This is a genomic window from Bradyrhizobium sp. 41S5, from assembly GCF_011516665.3.
Taxonomy (GTDB): domain Bacteria; phylum Pseudomonadota; class Alphaproteobacteria; order Rhizobiales; family Xanthobacteraceae; genus Bradyrhizobium; species Bradyrhizobium quebecense.
The window spans coordinates 3,038,590-3,061,531 of sequence record NZ_CP083721.1; the positions used below are offsets into that span (position 1 = coordinate 3,038,590).

Below are 22,942 nucleotides of genomic sequence, written 5' to 3' on the forward strand. Positions count from 1 at the left end.
CGCTGAAGATGAACGGTCTCTTCCCGGCGGCAAGATGGGTGCGGGTTGGCCTGTCGCCATACCGCAACTCTCAGGCCCTATGGACCACGATCAGCCAGATCCGGCGATATCCCGATCTCTTGCGGGAGATGGTCGATCGTGACCTGAGCGCTGCGCATGCGCGCCACGGGTTTGGCGCCTTGTGGGTGTTCATTCATCCACTCGTCGTGGTCGGAACATACCTGCTCATCTTCGGCTTCGTGCTGGGCAGCAAGCTGTCGATCAGCGCAGATTTTCCCGGTGATTTCTCTGCCTACATCCTGGCAAGTCTGGTTCCGTGGCTGATGATGCAGGCTGCGCTGGTTCGCGGGCCCGGAGCGCTGATAGGGAGCGCAAGTCTCGTCAAGCAGGTCGTGTTTCCGATCGAGCTGCTTCCGATCGCGGCAACCATTGCTGCAACGATCCCTCATCTGCCGGCGCTTGCGCTCGTCATTCTCTACAAGGCTCATGTGGGGGGGCTCAGCTGGATGCTCCTGCTGCTGCCGGCCGTATTTGCGGTTCATGCAATTCTGGCGATCGGATTGAGCTTCGCCCTTGCTGCAGTCACTCCCTTCTTTCGCGATCTGCGCGAGATCGTCACCGTCTTCACCTCGATCGCGATGTATCTGATGCCGACGGTGTACCTGCCAGACTGGATGCCGCGCGCCCTTCGTCCATTGATCTATTCGAATCCGTTCAGTTACCTCGTCTGGGTCTACCAGGACGTCCTCTTCTTCGGTTCGTTCAAGCATCCGTACGCCTGGGCGGTTACCCTCGTGTTCGCGCTGCTGAGTCTGGGGCTCGGATACCGCATGTTTGAAAAGCTGAAACCGTACTATGGCAATGCTCTCTGACAATCGAGACGCCGGCGAACTGATCCCGCTTGCCGGGTCACTGGAGCCGCAGTGCGCCATTCGCGTCACTGACCTGGGAAAGGCCTATCGGCTCTATCAGCAGCCGTTGGACTTCCTGAAGGAGATCATCACCGGAAAGCCCCGGCACCATGAGCATTGGGCGGTCCAGAATGTTTCCTTCGAAGTGTTGCGCGGGCGCGTGGTCGGCATCATCGGGCCGAACGGCGCGGGAAAAAGTACCCTCCTGAAGATCATTGCCGGACTGCTGGATGCCACAACCGGGCGAGTTGAAGTGGCCGGAAAGCTGTCCGCGATCCTGGAATTGGGGACCGGTTTTCATCCGGATGTGTCGGGTCGCGACAACATCGTGCTGGGCGGCATGTGCCTGGGTATGACGAGAGCCGAAATCGAGGCGAAGGTTCCCTGGATCATCGATTTCAGCGAGCTTGCCGAGGTGATCGATCAGCCGTTCCGGACCTACTCGAGCGGTATGCAGGCGAGACTCACCTTCGCCACGGCGATCAGCGTCGATCCGGAATTATTCATCGTCGACGAGGCTCTCGCTGCTGGCGATACCGCATTTGTCAACAAGTGCATGAAGCGGGTTCGTCAGATCTGCGAAAGCGGCGCCACCGTTCTGTTCGTTTCGCACTCGAGCGGGTTGATCAGTGAGCTGTGCGACGAGGCGATCTGGATCGACAAGGGGCGGGTGCTGATGCACGGAAATGCGCAGCGCGTCAGCAAGGCCTATGAGCAGAGTGTTTGGGATATCGAGGAAGCGCGCAATCTCCGGGAAACCAAGAAGCTGAGCGAGTCGGTCGAGAGCACGGCCGAAACCGGAAAATACGAGCTTGGCGGCGACACCCTGCAGATCACGGCTGTCGAGGTGATCGACGTCGAAGGCAAGCCGATCGGCGTTGTCAAGAACGGGCAGCCACTTCGAATCCGGGTGTCGTGGTCGGGCTTCTCCGAGCACAAGCAGATCTACGCAAGTCTGCGGATCGATACCGCACGCCTTCAGGCGGTGACCGGAATCGAGGGATACGACGGCGGCCTGTTTCTCGATGGCGACGATGGCCTGCCGGAACGCGGAAGCGTCATCTACGAGGTGCCCGAGCTCGCTCTTGGCGAGGGGCAATATTACATCTCCGCCGCTCTGTGCCGGCACATGCTGCCGAAGGGGGCGGAAGCCATCCTGCATTATGTCGAGAAGGCCGCGCAGTTCTCGGTGTCGCGCGATTCACTGTGGCATTTCAATTATCTCTACGATCCGAAATTCACCTGCAGTATCGAGCGAAGCTGATGACGATGACGGATGGTGATTGGCAGGAGAAGCTCGAGGCGTTCTTTGAGCTTCGCGCACGGCAGATATCGGAGAAGCCGACGCTGGACGACCTCTGTTATGTCGCCGGCAGAAATCCATTTCTCTGGACCGACAAGGACCTGCTTTCCGATCTGAAATCGCACATGTTGAGCCAGATGCAGCTCGACCAGAACTGCAAGGTTCTGGAGGTGGGATGCGCCGCCGGCCTTCTTGCGTTGCTCGTTGCGCCGAACGTGGGCAAATACGTGGGCGTCGATCTGGCGGAGACCCCGCTCGGCGTTGCGCGACGGCTTGAGCTTCCCAATGCCGACTTCCGCCAGGCGGCCGGGGAGAATTTGCAATTCGGTGACCGCGAGTTTGACGCCGCCTTTTGCTACGATGTGTTCTCGAACTTTCCGAAGTTTCAGACCGGCGAATTGATCATTCGAGAGATGCTTCGGGTCGTGCGCCCTGGCGGACGCGTGCTCGTCGGCTCTGTGCCCGACCGGAGCAAGCTTGAACAGTCTCAGCAGATCGCAGCGCAACTGGCGGCCGGATTCGGCGCACAGCTAGCCGCCCGCCCGCCGCTGGAAACCATGGTCAAGCAACGGAAGCTCAATTCCTTGGCCAAGGTTGCAAGCTATCTTGGATTTGCCAAAGACGCGGCCGCCGCGCAGATCAAACCGGAAATCGTATCGTATGACTTCCTCAAGGAGGACTTCATCGATCTCGGGAAGCGCCTTCGGGTCGAGACAGAGATAGTCGATATCCACCCGCGCAATCCCTATCTCGGCACCCGCTTCAACGTCATTTTTGTCGCGAAATGAGAATCGTCGGATTTCACGACGTCGATCGTGGCCGCTGGAACGCGCTGGCGGCGTCGTCGCCCGAGGCCTGGCTGAACCATGATACGGCGTGGGTCTCGATCGAAGAGCGCTTCTTTGTCGATGCGAACCTGTCATTTGCCCTGATCGAGAACGACGAAATCGTCGGTATCCAGCCGTTGTACCTGAGCGACGGGACAAGTACGCCGTTCGGTGAGCGCCTTCTGCATTCGGGAATCCATCGTCATACCGGCTTGGCAACGAGCGGGCAGATCGACCGCGGTACCAGGAAAGCCGTCCGCACGGCGGCCATGGACGAGATATTCCGACTGGCCACACTGTACGATGTCGATCGGATCCAGCTTAATTCGCACAATCTCGCACCGAGCAATCAGGCGGGTTCGCGCGAGGAAATTCCGTTTTGGGTGAGAGATTTTGGTTTCCAGTTGGGAATAGCGTTTGGTCCAAATGGAATGAGCCCTTTTCCGGGTCTCTCGACGGTCAATGCCGATCAACTGATCGATCTTGACCAGTCCGAAGACGATTTGTTCTCGAATTTGGACGAAGGGTGCCGAAGGGCCGTTCGGAAGGCGCTCAAGGCAGGTCTCGAGTTCGAAGTCGCTACCGATCGATCAGCTCTGAAGGACTACCTGGAAATAGCCGAAGAGTCGGCCGTCAGGACGGGAGAGGCGCTGCCGCCGGTTTCCTACTATGAGGCGGTCCTTGATGGCTTTTTCGCACAGGGCCGGGCGCATCTGCTCTTCGTGCGTGAACGAGACACCCGGTTGGCCGGATTGATCGTGCTCAGCGACAAGACGGCCGTGCACTTCATGGCCGGAGCCGCCCGTTCCGATGCCCTGAAACTCCGACCCAACGACTTGCTTCATTGGAACGCGATGTTGTGGGCCAAGAGAGCCGGATTCCGAACTTATCGCCTGGGACCGTGGTTCCCGGAAGTGCCGCGGGACTGGCCGATTTCGAAAGTGTCGTACTTCAAGACGAAGTTCGGATCGATGTCGTTGCCGATCATTCAGGGTAGCGTGTTTCGTCGCCCGGAAAGATACCGTCGGGAGCTGCACGCGTTCGAAGAGAACCTCAAGGACGTGGGCTATCGCGCAGCGGAGTCTTTCGTGTCCGCGCGAGCCGGTAGTGAATTTGTTGCCCACCTTCTGCGCGTTTTCGGATTCCCTGGTGCCTCGGCGTCGCCGGACGCCGGGCCTCTGGTTCTGTATCGTCCTCGGAGCGAGGACGTTAGCCGAGTGTCGGACTTTCTTGGTCGCGGCGGTACCGTCGTTGCCGTATTGCCGGCCGTTGGGTTTGCGAAGGCATTCGCTGTCAGGTCGGAAGCAAGGGCTGTCAATTCTGCGAGGGTCTTGCAGGCCGAAATGGCGGGGCAGAAGCCCTGGAAAAGGCTGCGGACACTTCACTCGTATATGCGATTTGTGGCGGCGGAAGGCGCGCCCGTTGTCACCGATGACGAGGGGCGGGCGGCTTGGCTCGGCTTACGCACTCCTGCGGGCGGGTCGATGATATTCGCCGGCACCGATTTCGTTTCGGACCTCGTTCGGTATCGGCAGGGCGATCCCGCGGCCGCCAACAAGCGGCCCACCGAGCCGTTGTGGGGCATCGCTGGCGAGCGGCCAAACTATCTCTTTGAAGGCCACCTTGCCGGTGAGGATCCGCGCGAGCGTCACGCGGACTGGTGGTGCGAAGTGCTGTCGGACGCGCTGACGCGCCTGTGCGGCGAGACCAGGCTTCCGATGTTGCCGAATGGGGCGCCGGGTGCGATCGTCATCACGGGCGATGACGATCAAGCCGGGCTCGGTCGGTATGCTCAGCAACTGAAAGCACTCGGCTCGCTGCCGGTTACATATTTCCTTCATCCCCTTACCAAGCATACTCCGGAGACGTTGGCGCAACTCAAGTCGCGCGGGCGCGTCGAACTTGGCTTGCATCCCGATGCGCTCGAAGAGCCGCAAAAATATGCCGATCTCTTCTCGGAACAGGCGAACTGGTTCAAGCAGCTGACGGGAGAGGACACGCGGACTGTACGGAATCATGGATTTCTGAACGACGGGTATTGGAAACATGCCGAGCCGTGGAATGCGCACGGTGTGAAAGGTAGCTCCAACCTGCCCGGGCTTGACGGTCGCATGCTCAACGGCTCGCTGTTACCTGCAAGACTCTTGCTCGATGACAAGCTCACCGATCACTGGAGCATTCTGACCGCCATCGGCGACGGGATCGTGTTCGTGCACGGCTGGAATGACGATCAATCGGCGGATTGCATTTTTGGACTTGCGGACGATATTCGCAAGAGCGGCGTCCCCGGCGTGATCGTCGTCAATTTGCATCCGGAGAATATCGACAAGACCCGCGGGATGCATCACGCGGTTCGCAAGGTCGTCGACGACGGATTCGTTCCATGGACGATGAGCGAATGCCTCGCGTGGTTCGAGAGCCGTCCCGAGCAGCGGCAGGCTGACGTTCGGCCGGCCTTCTCCTGGGCCCGTCTTTTGGGCCGACGGAGCACCTGAGTATGCGCCTCGGCATTCTGTCCGACGCTCACGGGAATATCGAAGCGTTCGAGCTGGCGCTGGCCGTCTTGGCAGACGCGAAAGCCGATGCGATCTACTTTCTCGGGGATTCGGTGGGGTACATCCCGGAAAAAGCAGTTGTCAGCGCGCTTCGGGCAGGCGGCATCCAGGTGGTGAGAGGAAATCACGATGACATGCTGGTCCGGCAGACGACGACCGCGGACCGTGAGGCGATCTATCTGCATCGCGAGACGTTTGCGCTGCTGAGCGACGATGAGCGTGACTTTGTCAGCAGCTGGCCGTCGAAATTGACCGTCCGCGATGAGCGTGGGACGATCCTGTTTGTTCACGGCAGCCCCAAGGATCCGTTGGGAGGCTACGTGTATCCGGACAGCAGCCTGTCGGACTATGCGGAGGTCGACGCAGATGTCGTCTTCATGGGACATACACATCATCCCTTTGTGCGGCAGCACGCGGACAAGCTGTTTGTCAATGTCGGGAGTTGCGGCCTTCCGCGAGGAAGTGATCTTCGGGGATCGGTCTGTATCTTCGATCAAGGCGAGCGGACCGCAGAGATCATCCGCTTCGATATCTCAGGTCCCTGCCGTCGTGTCCTGTCGCGCTACCCGCTAGCGCCTCCGGTCGCTTCCCTCCTTGAGAGGTGCGCCGATTTCAAAGCGAGCGAGGTGCAATATTGAAGAGTAGACGCGCAAAAGTTCTGCTGACAGGGATCGGCGGGGGCGGTCACGGTGAACAAATACTCAAGGCTCTCCGCTTGGGCGAGCTCGAGTACGACATCGTAGGCACGGACGTGAGCGATCTGTGCGCAAACCGAAACCTCGTCAATAAGTTTGTGCAATTGCCGCGGGCGAGCCACCCCGCGTATCTGGATGAGCTTCGATCACTGGCCCTATCGGAAAAATGTGTTGCCGTCTTTCATGGATCAGAACCCGAGATGGCTGTTCTGAGCCGGGCGCGATCCGCACTCGAGGCTGACGGCCTGTACGTACCCGTAAATCCGCCCGCGGTTCTTGAGATTTGCCAGGACAAGACGAAAACGATGGCTCACCTGGCCTCGTGCGGATTCTCGACGCCGAACTTCATGGAAGTGCGCGAACTGTCGGATCTCGACCAATGGGAGACACTGCCGGCAATCCTCAAGCCGTCTGTCGGCGGCGGTGGGTCGGCGAATGTCTTCATCGTTCAATCGCGCGAAGAGCTGTTGGCCTTCGCGCGTTATCTGCTTGCGACCTGTGAAGCCTTCATTATCCAGGAATACATCGGAACCTCGGACGACGAATATACGGTCGGCGTGCTGTTCGGTGCGGATGGTACCCTCCTCAATTCGATTGCGATCAGGCGAGTCATCAACAACGCCCTGACGATCCGTACCCAGGTCCCCAACCGGTCGGGCCGTCCCGATCTCGGGTCGCGGCTCGTGATATCGACCGGCATTTCTCAGGGACATATTGCCGACTGGCCCGACGTGCGAAGCGCGTGCGAGAAGATTGCCGGCTCGCTCTCGCCGAGAGCTCCGATCAACGTGCAATGCCGTGTCGTGGACGGTGCCGTGATCCCGTTCGAGATCAATCCCCGATTTTCGGGAACGACCTCGCTGAGGGCAATGGCTGGATACAACGAACCGGACATTCTCGTCCGAAGAGATGTCTACGGAGAGAATATCCCGGTCCGGTTTCCATACAAGGAAATGACAATCCTGCGGGGTTTGCAGGAGCACCCGCTTGGCCAATTGGCGATCTGAACTCGACAGACGGCAGCGGATCAACAAGGAGTGAGCTTATGACAGCGCAATGTCCGGTGTGCGAATCGACGCACCTAAGCGATATCTACCCGTCCTTTTCCGGGACCTGCATCACATCCGACATGATGGTGCTTCGAGAGGCATCCCTCGACAATCGGCTGTGCAAGCAATGCGGCCTCATATTCAACGCCGGCGGGACGAGGGGGCGGGCCGAAGCCTTCTACAAGGACAGCTACAATCTGATGATGAAGAGCCCGGACGCTGCAATCCAGAGCTTCTCGGGTCCGGCTCCCATCTCTCAAGCGGAGCGCACGCACCAGATTCTGAGGGAAATGACCAGTCTGCCGACCGGCGGATCGGTGCTGGAGATAGGCGCCGGAAAGGGCGACTTCCTGGGGCACTTCCTTGAAGAATCTGGCGACTGGCGCGCGGCGGCATTCGAGCCGAGCTCGGCATTCGACGTGCTGCAGAAGAGATTTCCCGCCGCTCGGCTTCGACGCTGCGACTACAAGGATTTTGACGCCGAAGCGGCAAGCTTCGATCTCATCGTCGCCCTGGGCGTCCTGGAGCATGTCGAGAATCCACTCGACATGTTGAAGTGGGCGCATAGGCACCTCAAGGAGGCCGGCCTCTTCTACATTCGCGTTCCCAACTTTGCGAAGAATCCGAACGATCTGTTTTGCGCAGACCACCTTTCGAAGCTTACCCTGCATTCATTGGAATCGCTGGCGCACGTCGCCGGATTTGATGTGGTCTCTTCAAAAGAGGCAGGTGTGCCGATCTTTGTTCTGCTAAGGAAGATTGACGCTCCGAAACCGCATGCGGTGAACGTGGCAGAGCTCAATCAGCACACGGTCGATCAGAACGCGACCGTGGCCAGGAGCGCGATGGATGCGATCGATCGGTGTCGCAAGGCCGCTGATGCGTCCGGAGAGCCATTCGCCATTTTCGGCCTCGGGTCGTCGGGCTTGTTTGCACCGTTCTACCTTGGCTTCGACGCCGGGAAGATCGCGGCCTATCTCGATGAAAATCGTTCCACGTGGGGAAGCGGCTTGAACGGACGTCCGGTGGGCGGTCTCGACAAGATCAAGGAATTGGGGATCCGGCACGTGGCGTTGGCGATCAGTCCGGTTTATTTCGATCAAGTGAAGGCGAAGCTGGCACCTTACGGAGTGGAAGTGTATTCGGCCTAAGGTCAGGTCAAAGACCTGTCCGTCAGCGCACCGCCGGATTCCAGGCATCGAGAGTAGCGATCCAATGAACATCACAGAACCGAGTTTCGACGAAGCTGAAATTGCGTTGCTGCGAGAGTGCCTCGACTCGAAATGGGTTACGCAGGGGCCGCTCACAGAACGGTTCGAGCGGCTCATTGCAGAGAAGCAAGACGTCAAGCATACCCTTGCGTGCACGTCTTGCACCGCCGCGCTGCATCTGGCGACCATGGCCCTGAAACTTGGGCCAGGAGACGAAGTGATTGTTCCCGCTTTCACGTGGGTAACAAGCGCGCACTCGGCTGAATACGTCGGTGCCAAGCCTGTCTTCGTCGATGTCGATCTGTCGACCTACAATATCGATCCCGAGAAGCTAAAGGCAGCTATCACGCCGCGCACGAAGGCCATCGTTGCGGTCCACCTGTTCGGTCTCGCCGCCCCGATGGATGAGATCAAGGCCATTGCGGAACCACGCGGCATCGCCATCATCGAGGACGCTGCCTGCGCGATTGGCACCACGTACAAGGGCAAGCCCGTCGGTGCGATTGGCGATATCGGTTGCTTTTCCTTTCACCCGCGCAAGGCTGTTACGACAGGAGAGGGCGGGGCGGTAACGACCAATCGCGATGATCTTGCTGCGCGCGTGCGCTCGCAACGCAATCATGGTGCCACCGGAGCGCCGGATCCTTCGATCGAGCCTCCCGGTCCCTGGACGATGGCCACGTTTGGCAATCTCGGCTTTAATCTTCGGCTCTCCGATATCCAGGCAGCGGTCGGAGTTGCTCAGATGGGGAAACTCGATCGATTGCTTGTCGAGCGCCGCCGGCTGGGCCGTCGTTACTCCGATCTGCTCAGTGATGTAAATTCGATTGGCCTTCCGTCAGGTGGAGACGTCGACGGGCATACCTATCAGTCCTATGTGATCCGCGTGCTCGATGGTGGGCGCAAGCACCGAAATGACATCATGCGGGCTCTTGCTCAGGAGAACATCCAGACACGGCCCGGTACTCATGCCGTTCACCGGTTGGAGTACTATTCAAAGAAGTATGGGCTGACAGCGGGACAGTTTCCGAATGCCGCGTCCGCGGAAGATACGACGATAACGCTGCCGATTTTTCCTGGCATGACCGAGGACGATCAGCGGAAGGTCGTGCAGATCGTGCGGGCGATGGGTTGATGGCGCTCTCTCAGGAAGAGACGGAGGCGCTGCGGAAGTCGCTGGTGGAGTGCAACCTGCCTCTGGAAGAGCGGTGGAGGCGCGCCGGTGAAGCGTCTCCGCCCAGGGACGAATGGCATAGTTTCGACCGGACGCCCTGGAACCACCCTTGGATGAAGCCGGAGAACATTCGGCACTTTGCCGATTTTAGCGCAGCCAAACTGTCCGAGCTCGGGGCGTTGCTCGGAGCCAACGGAGGCAGGGACAAATCGCAGCAGAGGAGCTGGCTGAGAGGCAAGGTTGACCGTCTGATCGGCGGTTCAAGGGAAGTGGGGCAGCGGTTTGCCTTCGTGGGTAATATGGCGAACGTCAACTACATCCGCGCCCGGCCGCTTCGGCAGCGCAACGTTCCGGTCGATCTTGTCCTGCATCCGCACGATGACTTCATCTTTGCGCAGCCGGGTTGGGAGGAATTCGACGGCGAGGTTACGGATCTCGGCGCAGACCCGAAGAAGGCGCTGCTCGAAAAGGCGTTGCCTTCATGGGTCCATCGCCATCAGTCGGAACCCAATTGGGAGCATATCCCGTTTCAGCTCGACAAATTCGCCGCAACCCCCGCACAAATCCTGCTGTGGCCGGAATACATGCAGTACTTTCCGACGCTGGCGGCATTGTCGTGCTATGATGCGCTGCTCGTCTCCCAGTTTCCGTATCTTGGGTACTTCTCCGGCAGGCCGTATCTGTTCGGTCAAATCGGCGGAGACATCTGGTTTGAAGCATCACGCAACGATTCGTTCGGGATACTGACGCGCCGCGCCATCGCGGCGTCTGCTGCCGTGCTTGTTTCAAATCCGATCACTCTGGCACATGCGCGTCGATACGGTCTGAGCAACGTGCTCTATGTCCCGTGGCCACTGAGCGAGGACGACTACAGTCCTGGCGATGCGGATGACATCCGCGCCGACTGGCGACAGCAGATCGGCGGCGAGTTCTTCGTGTTCACCTCGATGCGAATGGATCGCCACTGGAAAGGCGCCGAGCACGCCTTGGAGGGCTTCGCCCGCTTCGCCTCCCGCGCGCCATCGGCGAGGCTGGTGGTTCTTGGCTGGGGCGAGGATATCGAGTTTGCCCGCAGCCGGATGACCCAGTTGGGACTTCAGGATCGCGTGCTTTTCCTGCCCACGGTCGGCAAGAGGAGGCTCGTGCGATATCTTCGGGCCGCTGATCTGGTCATCGAGCAATTCGTTCTGGGCTACTATGGAGCTTCGGCCCTCGAGGCCATGGCCTGTGGCAAGCCGGTCATCATGCGGATCGAACGTGAGCAATATGACGCGCTCATCGATGTCGGGGCTCCGCCGGTTCTTGATGCCGAAAGTGGAACGGACGTCGAGCGGCATCTCTACAGCCTTTACGAAGATAGAGCGAAGTGCCGAAAGGCCGGGGAACAGGCCCGGGAGTGGTTCATCAGGGCGCAGTCATCCGAGAGGTGGGCCAAAACCTACACTGTGTTGCTGGAAGCGCTGGCTGCGGGCATTCCCCTGTCCTTCTCGGGTTCGCCATTGCTGGAGCCACTCTCCGCAGACGAGCAGCGGTATCACGCAAGTCAGCTTTCCTCTGCTCCGCCCTTCCCAAATTACGTCGATCCCTAGGAATGTCTGTCGGCCGACGACGCTCAGTTTGATGCCGAAGATTCCACTCTTCCCAAGCAACTCGATCAGCAACGCCGAATCGCACCTGATGACTCCGCAAGAAGTTCAACAGCAGAACAGGAGAAGTCTTGGCCTGATTGGCGAGTTCCAAAAGCAGGCCGGTCGTCCTCTTCGCATCCTGCACATCGGCAATATCGCCAACAACGCATACAACAACGCATGCATTCAGCGACAGTTTGGCATCGAGGCTGACGTGCTATGCTACAACTACTACCACATCATGGGGTGCCCGGAGTGGGAGGACGGCGCAATCCAGGAGGGCGCTTCCGCCCTTGGGCAAGATCATTTCAAGCCGGACTGGTGGGCGACAAGCCTGCGTGGATGGAAACGGCCGGGCTGGTTTGTGCAGGGACCATCTGGCCTGTGCATTGAATATTTGCGTGCCAGGAATGCGCGCTGGAGATCGACCAGCTATTTGAAGTGGCTGGAGCTCGAACTGGCAGCGTTCCAGGACGCCAGATCCGCTGATCCCGGCAAGTCGCCGGCCAGGTATATTCCAGCACGGCTGAAGTTCATGCTCTGGCTCAAACAGGCGAGCGGGCAAGCCGAACCTGGAAATGGGCGGCGTCTCACGTTCTACAGGATATGGCTGGGGTCAGCCGTCGCGAACGGTATCCTTGGTCGCGACGACACCCAATATGGTCGCTCGGAGCCGACCCGGCTGGACCGGATTTCGGCTGCCGCCTGGCTGAGGATGACGCGGCGGGGCTCTCAGGTCGACATCGAGTCGCGTGCCGCACTCGCCGCATATCGAGAGGATGTTCGGAGGCTGCGGGCGGCCGGGGTTCGGGGTCTGACGAAACATTGGCTGGAGCGCGCCGCTTCGCCGGCGCGGACGCTCGTTGAGCGCTCGCTGTCGCTGCTGGAGCGGATACTGCGCAGGCTATTTCCCGTCACGGAAACGGGTTGCGTCGCTCGATCCATGTCTGATCCGGTCACACGGGCAAAAGAGATCGAGACGATGCTCGACGAGATCAGGCAGGATCCGGCCGAACTTGACGGACAATCCCTCAGCTATCGCGAAGAGTACATCACCAATCATCCGAGACCTTTCGAGGCGATCCTTTCCCATTATGACGTCATTCAGGGGTACGCCATCGACGGGCTGATACCCATGATCAACGGCGTCAAGAATTTCTGCTGCTACGAGCACGGCACACTTCGCGAGATTCCTTTCGAGAACAATCTGACCGGCTTGATATGCCGCTTCTCGTTTCAGCGCGCTCCGGCGGTGTTTGTCACGAATTCCGACGTGCTGCCTTCGGTGGAGCGGCTGGGGTTGAAGCCGGAGCGGGTGTTCTATCTGCCGCATGCATTCGACGACCGAAAACTGGCTGAGTTTCGCGCTGCGCATCCCGAGCTTGCCCCGCCGAAAAGCGGCCCCGTCATTTTCTTCAGTCCGACGCGTCATCATTGGAAACGTGGAAACACGTCGTGGCAGAAGGGCAACGACGTCGTCATTCGCGCAGCCGCGGAGATTGCAAGAGAACGAAGCGACTTCAAGCTTGTATTCGTCGAATGGGGCCAAGAGGTTGCGGACAGCAAGGAGTTGATCGAGGAATTAGGCCTGACGAAGCTGGTTGAGTGGATACCGACCATGTCGAAGCGGGAGCTGTGGCAGCGCTACTGCGTATCGCATGCAGTCGTTGACCAATTCGTTGTTCCAGCTCTCGGCGGCGTCGGATTCGAGACGATGGCGTTGGGCGTCCGGCTGATTTCCGCGATCGACCGGCAACAGACAGCCTTGTTTTTCGGTGAGGAGCCGCCGTGTCTCGCGGCTAATAGCGTTGGCGAATGCGCCGCGCGGATGCGGGAGGTCATCGAAGATCCTCTTGATTCCCGAGGCCAGGGTCGGGCTGCTTCTCAGTGGATGACGACCTTCCATTCGGCGGAAAGAATCGTTGCTCTCCAGTGCAAGGCGTATAGCAACCTGTTGGTAGGCCAGTGGTGAGGACGCCTCATCCCATGCCGTTCCTGATTTTTGGCGATCCTGTAGCGTGATGTTCAAGCAGATTTCATCGTTCATAAAGCGGTGCCCGCCGCTTTTCCGCGCCCTGCGGCCGGGAGTTTATTTCTTTTTTCGCGTGCGGAATGCCTTGATCGCACGGTTTGCGATTTTTCGCGCGTGGCTCGCGCACGCTCGTTTCCCGAGGATGCAGGACGTCGGTGAAGCCACGTCGCAAAACAGACGGATTGGAAGATCCGCCTCCGGTCGCGAAGTGGTGATGCTTGTCGTTTCCGATTTGCGCGTGGACTCGAGAGTTGAGAGGGAAGCTCGAGCGCTTGCTGCCGCCGGATATGACGTGACGGTGATCTGTCCCGAGCCTTCGAAGGGGGTGGGGATATCCTTCAATCTCGATTGGGGACCGCGCGTTCATATTGAGTACGCCGACTGGACGGCGGCGACGTTCATGAACGAGCAGCCGGGTTACCTTGCGGATCAACTTTACTGGGGAGCAGTGAAGAGGAAGCCGTTTGCGTTCCATGCGCATGATCTCTCCACCGCCTATGCTGCAATGGCGGCCGCAAAGTACCGAGGCGCGCACCTCGTGGTCGACTTCCACGAGTGGTTTTCGGAGAATGTTCATTGGAACACGAAGCAGTCCGCCTGGGCGCCGTACCCTGCCGAGTGGAAGCGGGCGCTTCAGGAGCTGGAAGTTCGTTGTCTTAACGAGGCGTCAGCCACGATCACTGTGTGTGACTCAATTGCGGATACAATGGAGGCCGAGCTCGGCGGCCGCCGTCCCGTCGTGGTCCGCAACATTCCCGATATCGCGGTGACGCCGTCGCGCGAGTATCCGCCGCTGAAGCGGCAGCTGGGGCTGCCGGACTCGACGTTCGTTCTGCTGTGGCAGGGAGGGACTGGCCCAACGCGCTTGATCGAGCCGATTATTGAAGCCCTTGCCTACGCACCTGATTGTATCTTCGTCATTCGGGGGCCTTCTCTGGATCTGTTTGGCCCCGACTATCTGGCATTGGCGCGGCGCACCGGCGTGGAGGGCAGGCTTGTGCTTGCTCCGCCGGTGCCGTCGAAGGACGTCGTCGCGGCCGCCCGAGGAGCGGATGCGGGGATCTGGACGTTGCCGGCTTTGTGCCGCAACTTCACCTTTGCGCTCCCCAACAAGATTTTTGAATACCTGGCCGCCGATCTTCCCGTGCTCGTTGCGCACTACCCCGAGGCAAAGCGTCTTGTCATGGAGAACGAGGTCGGGTTGACGTTCGATCCCTACGATCCGCGTTCCATCGCGGAGTCGATCAACCGCCTCGTCCAGGATAAGCAACTCCGAGCGGCCCTCACCGCCAGCACGCGGAAGACGCTCGCAAGGCTGGATGCAAAGTCGGAGTGGCGGAAGGTTGTTTCGCTCTACGACAGCCTTTCTCCAGGAAAGCCGCCGCAACGCGGATCCATGCAATGAAAGACCGACTGAGATCACTCGCGCGGCTTGTGTTGCCGTGGAGCGTTCGAAGGTGGATGCTCACAACCTGGTCGATTGCGAGATCGCCGGGTCGGGGGACAATAGTCCGCCACAAGTTGCAGGCGCTGCCGAAAAATCTCCTAGGCCTGGTCGCTACGGCACTATCGATTGTCATTCTAAGACTCGCGATTTGCGTCGCTCCGGCACTTGGAGCCGTGCGGTTGCGGCGCGGGCAGCCCAGGAGCTTGTGGGGTGTAACGCCGATCCTGACCCTGCAACTCAAAGCCAGGGCAGATCGAGAACTTGGCTTTCGATCGACCTCGCTTGTCTACGTAACCTACGTCATAACGTCCCGCTTCGACCTGAATCTCCAACGGCCTTACGTTCTGGCACTGAAATTTGGCCTGGGGCTCGCGTTCCAGCGTGTGGTGCTCGCATGGGCCCTGGTTCGGTATGACGTGTTTCACTTCTTCGCGGACCGCGGCTTGCTCGATTCGACGGAGCGTTTGCAGATCAATTCCGAGGAGCTTGCCGCTCTGCGGAGGCCCGGCAAGCGGGTCTATGTCTATGCGTATGGTGCCGATGTTCGTACCAGGCTTGCGACCTTGGCCCTCGGCAAATGGAATTTCTGCGTCGACTGTACGGAGCCACCCAAATATTGCGCGTGTCACGACGCAGAGGCTCAACATTATGTTTCCGAATTGACCAAGTCCGTAACGGCCCTGGTCTCGCTCGGCGACATGCTGACCTACATGCCTACGGCAAAACATATCAACTACTGGCCGTTGGATCTGGATCGGTTCAGTGTGGTTCTCCCGGATACGCCGCCATCCGGTCCTCTTCGTATCGCTCATGCGCCAAATCACACGCACTTCAAGGGCTCAAAATACCTGGAGCGGACGATAGACAGGCTGAAGGCGCAGGGATACGACATCGAGTATTGCAAGATACAAGGCGTTCCCAACAGTGAGGTTCTCGCGCTTTTCGCCCAATCTGACATCGTGGCGGATCAGTTTATCGGCGGTGCTTACGGCTACACCGCGCTTGAGGCGATGGCGCTTGGCAAGCCGGTCCTGAGCTTCGTTAGAAGCGCGGATCTGGTCGAAGCGCCGGAGGAATGTCCGATCATCAACGCAACGCCGGATGAACTTGAGCAGGCATTGCTGTGGGTCATCCGCAATCGGGATAGCCTTCGCACGATAGGCGAGCAGGGCCGGCGCTACGTCGAGCGATGGCACGGCATATCGGCGATCGCTGCGCGGCTTGGACAGCTCTATCGGGATACGGCAAACTTTCCGCCTGGTGTCGTCGATCGCATTCGGTGCCAGCAGGAGCAGGAAGAAGCCCGGCGCAACGCCATTCCCCTCGTGAGGAATTGGCAGCATCCATTCCAGATCGCGAGGCAGCCCGCTTCAGAAGGTCTCAGTGCGCTCGCCGGGACGACTCCCCGATGATCGGACCGCTAGGGTATCTCAGGTGACATCGGTCGACACATCAGGCGCAATCATGCGCTCGCGGCAGCCACAGGGGCCGGATTGGCATCGGCGTTTCCAGGAACAGCATGGGCGAGCGCTGCGCGTACTGCACCTCGGCAACATCGCGAACAACGCGTTCAACAATGCCAGGATCCAGCGCCAGCACGGCATCGACGCTTATGTCATCGCCTACGAAAACTACCACATCATGGCTTCCCCGGAATGGGAGGAGGCGACGTTCGAGGGAGACCTCGGCGATCCATTCTTTCCGGATTGGACCAGGGTCGATCTCGGAGGCTACCAGCGGCCGAAATGGTTTGCCTCTGGACCTCTGAATTTGTGTTGCTCAATGATTGCCGCTGAGGTCGGCGAGCAGCCGGACCTCGCCGAGGAATTCCGACGCTCGCTGGATCGAGCCCGGCAGTCGGTGTGTTCGCAGAGAGCGTCTGCCCGCGTGATCCGTCTTGGCCAGAAAATAAGACGGAGGATTCGTCGATCCCCCGCAATGGCGCGCGACATCTTCATGCGACGCGTTCTGGCAAGGGATGACCCGGAGCAGCAGCGGCTTGTTGATGTCTGGCGGCAAGGGCGTGCGCCGGGGTCTCCGCCAAGCGCCGCGGACTTTGGCAGCTACAGGGCGCGGCTCGCGCCGCTTATGGGCCTGCTGGACCGGTTTGACGTCATCCAGGCCTACGCAACCGACGGTGCCTGGCCGCTGCTCGCTCAGCGCCCCTATTTCGGATATGAGCATGGAACGTTGAGAGCAATCCCGTTTCAGGACGACGGCATCGGGCGGCTCACCGCCACGGTGTTCCTCGGAGCTGACCACGTCTTCGTCACCAACATCGATTGCGTGGCCGCCGCACGACGGCTTGGCGTGCCACCGGATCGGATTACGCCGCTTCCGCATGCGTTCGACGATACGAAGCTCGTTGAATTCGGGGCCAGAAACAGCGCGATCAGGCCGCCCGACGACCGGGTCATCGTTTTTCATCCGACTCGACAGGACTGGCGGGACGCGGACCCCAGCCTGGTGAAGGGTAATGACCGGCTGATCCGTGCCTTCGCGCGCGTTGCGCAGCAAGCGCCTGCGCTGCGACTTGCGATGATCGCCTGGGGACGCGACCTTGACGCCTCGCGGGGGCTCATAAGAAGTCTGGGGCTCGATGATAAGGTGCAGTGGCTTGCGCCGATGCGCAAACCGGAGTTGTGGAGGACGTATCTCCGCAGCCACGCCGTGCTGGATCAGTTCGTTCTTCCATCATTCGGTGGAATTACCTTTGAGGCCCTGGCGCTGGGCAGGCGCGTCATCACGAACGTGGATGCGGGGGCGGCCAGGGATTTCTTTTCCGAAGCGCCTCCCATCCTGTCGGCATCGACCGAGAGTGAGATCGCCGAGGCGCTTCGCAAGATCGTCGCGGATCGGGACGACCGGCATGGACTCGGCGCCGCCGGAGCAGCCTGGATCCAGAAGTATCATTCCGCGGCGAGAATCGTCGAGTTGCAGTTGGCAGCGTATCGACGGCACATCGAATCCGTTCGGGCCTGAACCACCATCGCGATGCATGGCAGCGACGCGCACAGATCGTCACATTCGCTCAGCAAGATGAAAATTCTTCACGGCCCCTTCAATATCGGTAATCAGCCCTGGTCACTCTCGCGTGCCGAGCGCCGGCGCGGAAACAGGAGCGACCTGGTCGTTCGAAGCGGGACCTGGTTTCGATACCCGGCCGACAAGGTTCTGTATGACGACACGGCAACCGACTTTCAGAAAGTGGCCCGGAGCGCGTGGTTCGGGTTGTCGGCGCTCCTGCGCTACGACGTGCTCCACTACTATTTTGGAACGACGTTCCTGTATCCAGGCTATGCGTTCGAGGGCGTCGGCCGGATGGGGCCGCTGCTGAATCGGCTCGTGACGATCGATCTCAAGCTGGCCAGGGGGTTGGGCAAGAAGCGGTTCATGACCTTGCAGGGATGCGACGCAAGGCTTGCGGGCGAGGGCAATCGGCGAAACGAGTGGACCATGTGCGCCAGCGGGCGTTGCTCGGCCTATGAAGCTTGCATCACGTCGCTCGATGCGCGCCGGTCCCGCCTGATCGATCGCGTGCTTCCGCTGTTTGACCGCGTGTTCTATCTCAATCCGGAACTGGGGCACGTCGTCCCGGGAGGGCAGTTCCTGCCTTACGCCAACGTGGAGATCGGTCATTTCTCGCCCGAGTATCCCCGCGCTGAAGGCAGGCCGAGAATTGTCCATGCGCCGAGTGATGCGAGTATCAAGGGCACTCAGATGATACTCGATGCGTTGGAGCGTCTGAAGTCCCGGTTCGACTTCGAGCTGATCCTGGTTGAAAAGAAAACGCATGAGGAGGCGATGGCCATCTACAGGTCCGCCGATCTTGCCATTGACCAGGTGCTTGCGGGTTGGTACGGCGGCTTTGCCGTCGAGATGATGGCCATGGGAAAGCCGGTGGTATGTTATGTCAGGCAAAGCGACCTGCAGTTCGTCCCGCCGGCCATGCGGGATGATCTTGCGATCCTGAACGTCGATCCCGGACGGCTCACGGAAGATCTTGCGGCTATTCTTGAGCGTCGCGCCGAGTGGACTGAACTGGGGAAGCGGGCGCGTCGCTATGTCGAGCGATGGCATGATCCTGATCATATTGCGGGGGCGATGATCGCAGCCTATCGCAGCCCTGACAGCAAGTTCGTGCTGGCGCCGGCGGGCGTCGAAGTCGAGTAGATTCAGATGTGTGGCATTGCTGGCATTCTGCATTTTGGCGCCTGTCCGGACGCGAACGCCCGGATCCGGAATATGGCGGCCAGTATCGAACACCGTGGCCCTGATGACAGCGGCTTCCATGCATCGCCAGACGTCGCATTGGGCTTCCGCCGGCTTGCGATCGTCGACCTGGCCACCGGCAACCAGCCGATGAGCAACGAGGATGCAACCGTATGGGTCGTCTTCAACGGAGAGATCTACAATCACCGCGAGCTGAGAAAAGAGCTCGAGGCCGCCGGGCATGTTTTTGCGACCGACCATTCGGACACCGAGGTTCTGGTCCACGGCTGGGAGCAGTGGAAGGACAGGTTGTTCAACAAGCTGAACGGCATGTTCGCCTGCGCCATCTGGGACGAAAACCAGCGTGAGCTGGTGATCGCCCGCGACCGATACGGGATCAAGCCGGTCTACGTCACGGAGTTGCCCGGCCAAGGACTCGTGTTTGGCTCGGAAGTGCGTGCGCTGTACGCCAGCGGATTGGTGAACAAGCAGTTCGATGCGTCAGCGACGTTGGAGTACTTCACGCTGATGAACAATTGGGGAGGGCGCACGCCATTCCGGGGCATCCGTCTTCTCAAGCCTGGTACGTTCGAACGATTTACGGCGAATGGGAGTTCGAGCGGCACCTATTGGGCTGCCTCGTACCATCGCAAATACGCGCCTGGTCTGGCGCGGGCTTCAGGCGAATTCGGCGAAATATTGCAGGCGGCGCTGCGCAGGCAGTTGGCTGCGGATGTGCCGGTCATGGCGTATCTGTCGGGCGGCATCGACAGTTCGGCGATCACGGCAGGTGCGCATCAGATCGATCCGGTCGTGCGCGCGTATTCGTGTATCTTCGATCTTGAGAATGTCGGTGTCGACAAATTCGTCGACGAGCGCGAGTTCTCCCGGGAGGTCGCCAAGCAGCTCGACATCGAACGTGTCGAGCTCATGGTGCCGCAGGATGCCTTGGCCCGTCATCTCGATGCGACGGTTGGCGCAATTGAATATCCTCGCATGGGAATGGCCTATGTGAACTATCTGATCGCGCAACGCGTCGCTCAGGACGCAAAGGTCGTGCTGTCGGGTACGGGCGGTGACGAAGTCACCGGAGGGTATGTCGGCAGATACGCCATCGTGCCGAGGGCGGCTCCGGCCTCCCTGATGCATCGTGTCATGCAGCGTTTTCGCGCCGCGGCGGGAGATCCGACGGCCTCACGGGATGCCTTTGCCCTCTACCGCGCAAGCCTCAACGTCCCGGTATCTGCCGACAAGATCGGCGATGCCTTTACGCCGGAATTTCTGCGAGCCGCAGGAGGTTTCGATCCGCTCGCGGCGATCGGAGATGCGATCGGGTCGGTTCCGTCGCGGGATCCCTGGGACGCCGTCATGCACGTCGACCTGACCACCTATCTTCCAGGCCTTTTGTCGCTGGAAGACAAGCTGTCCATGGCGCATTCCCTTGAGACCAGGGTGCCGCTTCTGGATAACGAACTGGTCGACTATCTGCTCGGCGTGGACTGGGGCCTGCTGTCCGACGGCACCACGGGCAAGATCCTGTTTCGCGAGGCCGTCCGGCCGCTGGTCCCGGACGCAATTTACCGGAAGCCGAAGATGGGATTTGGTCCTCCGGACGCGTCTTGGTACAGAGGGATTCTGCGCTCATGGATCGAGGAGCAACTCTCGGAATCCCGCATTAGGCAGCGAGGCGTATTCCAACACGACTTCGTACGTCGGATTCTGGACGAGCATTTCGAGCAAAAGGCAAACCATGTCGCGTTGATCTGGTGTTTGCTCAGCTTCGAGTCCTGGTGCAAGCAACATGGTGCCTATGGCGGCGCCCTCCATTAGTTGCAGTTGTAGGAGCTAGATTTATGCGAACCGTTGCGTCTTCACGTCTCCGTCCGAACGGAATGGAGCTTCAGCTTGAGGCTTTCACGCAACAGGAAGGCCAGGTCATCGAAGGCGTGCTGCGGACGCCCGATGCATCGCTGTGGTATCCGATCCTGCACGGGGTTCCCTGCTTCCTGAGCGGCCCGATGCAGCCCGACCTGACCGATTTCTGCTCGCGGTACGGCTTGCCGAAGCCGGCAACCGCGCAGAGCCGGCCGGAAGCCCATGAGCAGGCCAAGACAAATCAGACCTTCTCGGACAAGTGGCGCCGCTTCAAGCAGTATGGGCTACAACCCGAGCACAAGGAATTCCTGTTCGGTTGGTATTGCAAGAAGCTAGGGCTGCCCGATCTGGATGCCTTGAAGGCTTTCTACCGGTCCAAGCAGCGCGTGCTCGAGGTCGGTCCAGGGTCGGGCTTCAACACAAGGTTCATCGCTGAGAACTCCCCGGGCGAGGTGTTCGCGCTCGACGTGTCTGATGCGGCGTTGACGACGTTCGAGAATACCCGCGATCTCGAGAACTGCTCGGTCGTCCAGGCCGACTTGATGGAAGCTCCGTTCCCCGACGACACGTTCGACTTCATCATCGCAGACGGAGTGCTGCATCACACGCCCGACACCAGAGCGGCGGTGGAGGCCCTGTACCGAAAGGTCAGGCCCGGCGGCCAGTTCTTCTTCTACGTCTATCGGAAGATGGGAGCTGTGCGCGTCTTCGCCGACGACCATGTCCGCCAGAATTTCATGCCGCTTTCCGCGGAGGAATGCTACGCGGCGTGCGAAGGGATCACGGAACTGGGCCGGGAGCTATCGCGGCTGAACGCCACGATCACGCTTGAGAAGCCTATACCGGTGCTCGGGATTCCTGCAGGAACGCACAACGTTCAGCGATTGCTGTACTATAATTTCCTGAAATGCTTCTGGAACGAGGCGTTCGACTATGAAACAAACAACATGGTCAACTTCGATTGGTATCATCCTCACAACGCCTGGCAGCACAGTGATGACGAGGTTGCGGGCTGGATGAAGGAGCTCGGAGTCAAGGACTATGCCTTCAATGACTCCAATCCGAACGGGATTTCGGTCTTGCTGACGAAGCCAACGGTCTGACACGGGCATGCGGATATTATTGACGGGCTGTAGCGGTTTCGTCGGCTCTGCTCTCGGCCCCCGGTTGGTGGCCGAGGGGCACGAGCTTTTCTGCGTCTGCCGGCCGGGAACGTCGGTCGCCTTCGGAACGACCGTGGTTTGGGATGGAGCGGCTTCGATCGAAGCTTCCAGCTTCCCCAAAACGATCGATGTTGTTGTTCATGCCGCTCAGTCGCGGCGCTACCGCGATTTCCCCGTGGATTCGCGCGAGATGTTTGACGTCAACGTCGGCATGACGATGCGGCTGCTGGATTGGGCGGCCCGGGCGGCGGTCAAGCATTTTTGCCTGCTTTCGTCGGGGGCGGTCTACGAGCCGTTCGCGGCAGTGCTGAGAGAGGATGCCGGCCTGGCGCCCCCCGGCTTCCTCGGCGCGACCAAGTTTGCTTCTGAAGTCGTTGCGAAGCCGTTCTCCAGCATTTTTTCCCTGAGCATTCTGCGGTTGTTCTTTCCGTACGGCCCTAGCCAGCGCGATCGACTCATTCCGCAACTGGTACGCAGGATCCAGGACGGTGGGGCGATCCAGCTCTCTGGCGGCACGGAGGGGATTCGCCTCGCTCCCACATTCATCGACGACATCGTCGAGGTCATCCTTGCGAGCATTGCGTCGTTCTGGACGGATACGCTCAACGTGGCCGCCCCCGAGACGCTCTCAATCCGGCAGATCTCGAACACGATAGGTCAGCAGCTCGGCCTCGAACCGAAGTTCGAGATCGTGAACCCGAACACCCCTGCCGTGGATATTGTTCCTGATCTGAGCCGCCTTGCATCTCGTTTGGACTTGCGGCGATTTGTGCAGTTCAGGGAAGGGATTCAAAAGACGATCTCGGCGAGCCCTGTCGACGCATCGGATCATCGTCTGGCTGAATCGCAACACCGTTAGT

17 protein-coding genes are annotated in these 22,942 nt (G+C 59.8%); all 17 read left to right on the forward strand.

Translation table 11 applies throughout. The features are described from left to right. The first annotated feature begins 8 nt into the window (after positions 1–8). The gene (locus HAP47_RS14285) at positions 9–872 is read left to right on the forward strand and encodes an ABC transporter permease (RefSeq protein WP_173637692.1); all 864 of its coding nucleotides are present in this window, start codon (positions 9–11) and stop codon (positions 870–872) included. Continuing rightward, positions 856–2,175: an ABC transporter ATP-binding protein gene (locus HAP47_RS14290; protein ID WP_173637691.1), complete on the forward strand. Its 1,320-nt coding sequence runs from the start codon at positions 856–858 to the stop codon at positions 2,173–2,175. Before HAP47_RS14285 ends, HAP47_RS14290 begins: the two co-directional genes overlap by 17 nt. Next, the gene (locus tag HAP47_RS14295) at positions 2,175–3,002 is read left to right on the forward strand and encodes a class I SAM-dependent methyltransferase (protein ID WP_173637690.1); all 828 of its coding nucleotides are present in this window, start codon (positions 2,175–2,177) and stop codon (positions 3,000–3,002) included. The genes HAP47_RS14290 and HAP47_RS14295 overlap by 1 nt, the downstream gene beginning before the upstream one ends. Then, on the forward strand, positions 2,999–5,536 hold the full coding sequence (locus tag HAP47_RS14300; protein ID WP_173637689.1) for a GNAT family N-acetyltransferase: 2,538 nt from the start codon (positions 2,999–3,001) through the stop codon (positions 5,534–5,536). The genes HAP47_RS14295 and HAP47_RS14300 overlap by 4 nt, the downstream gene beginning before the upstream one ends. A 2-nt stretch (positions 5,537–5,538) precedes the next feature. Next, positions 5,539–6,234, forward strand: a complete 696-nt coding sequence (locus HAP47_RS14305) for a metallophosphoesterase family protein (protein WP_173637688.1) — start codon at positions 5,539–5,541, stop codon at positions 6,232–6,234. Next, entirely contained in the window at positions 6,198–7,298 is a 1,101-nt protein-coding gene (locus tag HAP47_RS14310) for an ATP-grasp domain-containing protein (RefSeq protein ID WP_231168879.1), read from the forward strand. Before HAP47_RS14305 ends, HAP47_RS14310 begins: the two co-directional genes overlap by 37 nt. Before the next feature lie 38 nt (positions 7,299–7,336). Then, a complete protein-coding gene (locus tag HAP47_RS14315; RefSeq protein WP_173637686.1) occupies positions 7,337–8,491 on the forward strand; it encodes a class I SAM-dependent methyltransferase in 1,155 nt (384 codons plus the stop codon). Positions 8,492–8,555: 64 nt separating this feature from the next. Continuing rightward, positions 8,556–9,686 (forward strand): DegT/DnrJ/EryC1/StrS family aminotransferase, encoded by a 1,131-nt coding sequence (locus tag HAP47_RS14320; protein WP_173637685.1) that lies wholly within the window; start codon positions 8,556–8,558, stop codon positions 9,684–9,686. Continuing rightward, positions 9,686–11,314 carry a glycosyltransferase gene (locus HAP47_RS14325; protein ID WP_173637684.1) on the forward strand — a complete coding sequence of 543 codons (1,629 nt, stop codon included), beginning with the start codon at positions 9,686–9,688 and terminating at the stop codon, positions 11,312–11,314. The genes HAP47_RS14320 and HAP47_RS14325 overlap by 1 nt, the downstream gene beginning before the upstream one ends. Positions 11,315–11,345: 31 nt before the next feature. After that, on the forward strand, positions 11,346–13,325 hold the full coding sequence (locus HAP47_RS14330) for a glycosyltransferase (RefSeq protein ID WP_176396214.1): 1,980 nt from the start codon (positions 11,346–11,348) through the stop codon (positions 13,323–13,325). Positions 13,326–13,374: 49 nt separating this feature from the next. Then, positions 13,375–14,790, forward strand: a complete 1,416-nt coding sequence (locus tag HAP47_RS14335) for a glycosyltransferase family 4 protein (protein WP_173637682.1) — start codon at positions 13,375–13,377, stop codon at positions 14,788–14,790. Positions 14,791–15,011: 221 nt separating this feature from the next. Then, positions 15,012–16,244 (forward strand): glycosyltransferase, encoded by a 1,233-nt coding sequence (locus HAP47_RS14340; protein ID WP_173637681.1) that lies wholly within the window; start codon positions 15,012–15,014, stop codon positions 16,242–16,244. Positions 16,245–16,266: 22 nt separating this feature from the next. Then, complete coding sequence (locus HAP47_RS14345) at positions 16,267–17,814, forward strand: glycosyltransferase family 4 protein (protein ID WP_173637680.1); 1,548 nt, start codon at positions 16,267–16,269, stop codon at positions 17,812–17,814. Between the two features lie 57 nt (positions 17,815–17,871). Then, positions 17,872–19,005, forward strand: a complete 1,134-nt coding sequence (locus tag HAP47_RS14350) for a glycosyltransferase (protein WP_173637679.1) — start codon at positions 17,872–17,874, stop codon at positions 19,003–19,005. A 6-nt stretch (positions 19,006–19,011) separates the two neighbouring features. Continuing rightward, a complete protein-coding gene (gene asnB, locus HAP47_RS14355) occupies positions 19,012–20,874 on the forward strand; it encodes an asparagine synthase (glutamine-hydrolyzing) (protein WP_173637678.1) in 1,863 nt (620 codons plus the stop codon). After that, positions 20,835–22,022, forward strand: coding sequence for a class I SAM-dependent methyltransferase (locus HAP47_RS14360; protein WP_173637677.1), 1,188 nt, complete (start codon positions 20,835–20,837; stop codon positions 22,020–22,022). The genes asnB and HAP47_RS14360 overlap by 40 nt, the downstream gene beginning before the upstream one ends. Before the next feature lie 7 nt (positions 22,023–22,029). Continuing rightward, positions 22,030–22,941 (forward strand): NAD-dependent epimerase/dehydratase family protein, encoded by a 912-nt coding sequence (locus HAP47_RS14365; RefSeq protein WP_173637676.1) that lies wholly within the window; start codon positions 22,030–22,032, stop codon positions 22,939–22,941. Position 22,942 lies beyond the last annotated feature (1 nt).

Excerpts from the sequence above, each read along its gene's own strand:
- HAP47_RS14330 (WP_176396214.1), top strand. The coding sequence starts at position 11,346 with ATGCCGAAGATTCCACTCTTCCCAAGCAACTCGATCAGCAACGCCGAA.
- HAP47_RS14350 (WP_173637679.1), top strand. The coding sequence starts at position 17,872 with ATGAAAATTCTTCACGGCCCCTTCAATATCGGTAATCAGCCCTGGTCA.
- HAP47_RS14285 (WP_173637692.1), top strand. The coding sequence starts at position 9 with ATGAACGGTCTCTTCCCGGCGGCAAGATGGGTGCGGGTTGGCCTGTCG.
- HAP47_RS14315 (WP_173637686.1), top strand. The coding sequence starts at position 7,337 with ATGACAGCGCAATGTCCGGTGTGCGAATCGACGCACCTAAGCGATATC.
- HAP47_RS14305 (WP_173637688.1), top strand. The coding sequence starts at position 5,539 with ATGCGCCTCGGCATTCTGTCCGACGCTCACGGGAATATCGAAGCGTTC.
- HAP47_RS14300 (WP_173637689.1), top strand. The coding sequence starts at position 2,999 with ATGAGAATCGTCGGATTTCACGACGTCGATCGTGGCCGCTGGAACGCG.
- asnB (WP_173637678.1), top strand. The coding sequence starts at position 19,012 with ATGTGTGGCATTGCTGGCATTCTGCATTTTGGCGCCTGTCCGGACGCG.
- HAP47_RS14320 (WP_173637685.1), top strand. The coding sequence starts at position 8,556 with ATGAACATCACAGAACCGAGTTTCGACGAAGCTGAAATTGCGTTGCTG.
- HAP47_RS14365 (WP_173637676.1), top strand. The coding sequence starts at position 22,030 with ATGCGGATATTATTGACGGGCTGTAGCGGTTTCGTCGGCTCTGCTCTC.
- HAP47_RS14325 (WP_173637684.1), top strand. The coding sequence starts at position 9,686 with ATGGCGCTCTCTCAGGAAGAGACGGAGGCGCTGCGGAAGTCGCTGGTG.
- HAP47_RS14335 (WP_173637682.1), top strand. The coding sequence starts at position 13,375 with ATGTTCAAGCAGATTTCATCGTTCATAAAGCGGTGCCCGCCGCTTTTC.
- HAP47_RS14290 (WP_173637691.1), top strand. The coding sequence starts at position 856 with ATGGCAATGCTCTCTGACAATCGAGACGCCGGCGAACTGATCCCGCTT.
- HAP47_RS14295 (WP_173637690.1), top strand. The coding sequence starts at position 2,175 with ATGACGATGACGGATGGTGATTGGCAGGAGAAGCTCGAGGCGTTCTTT.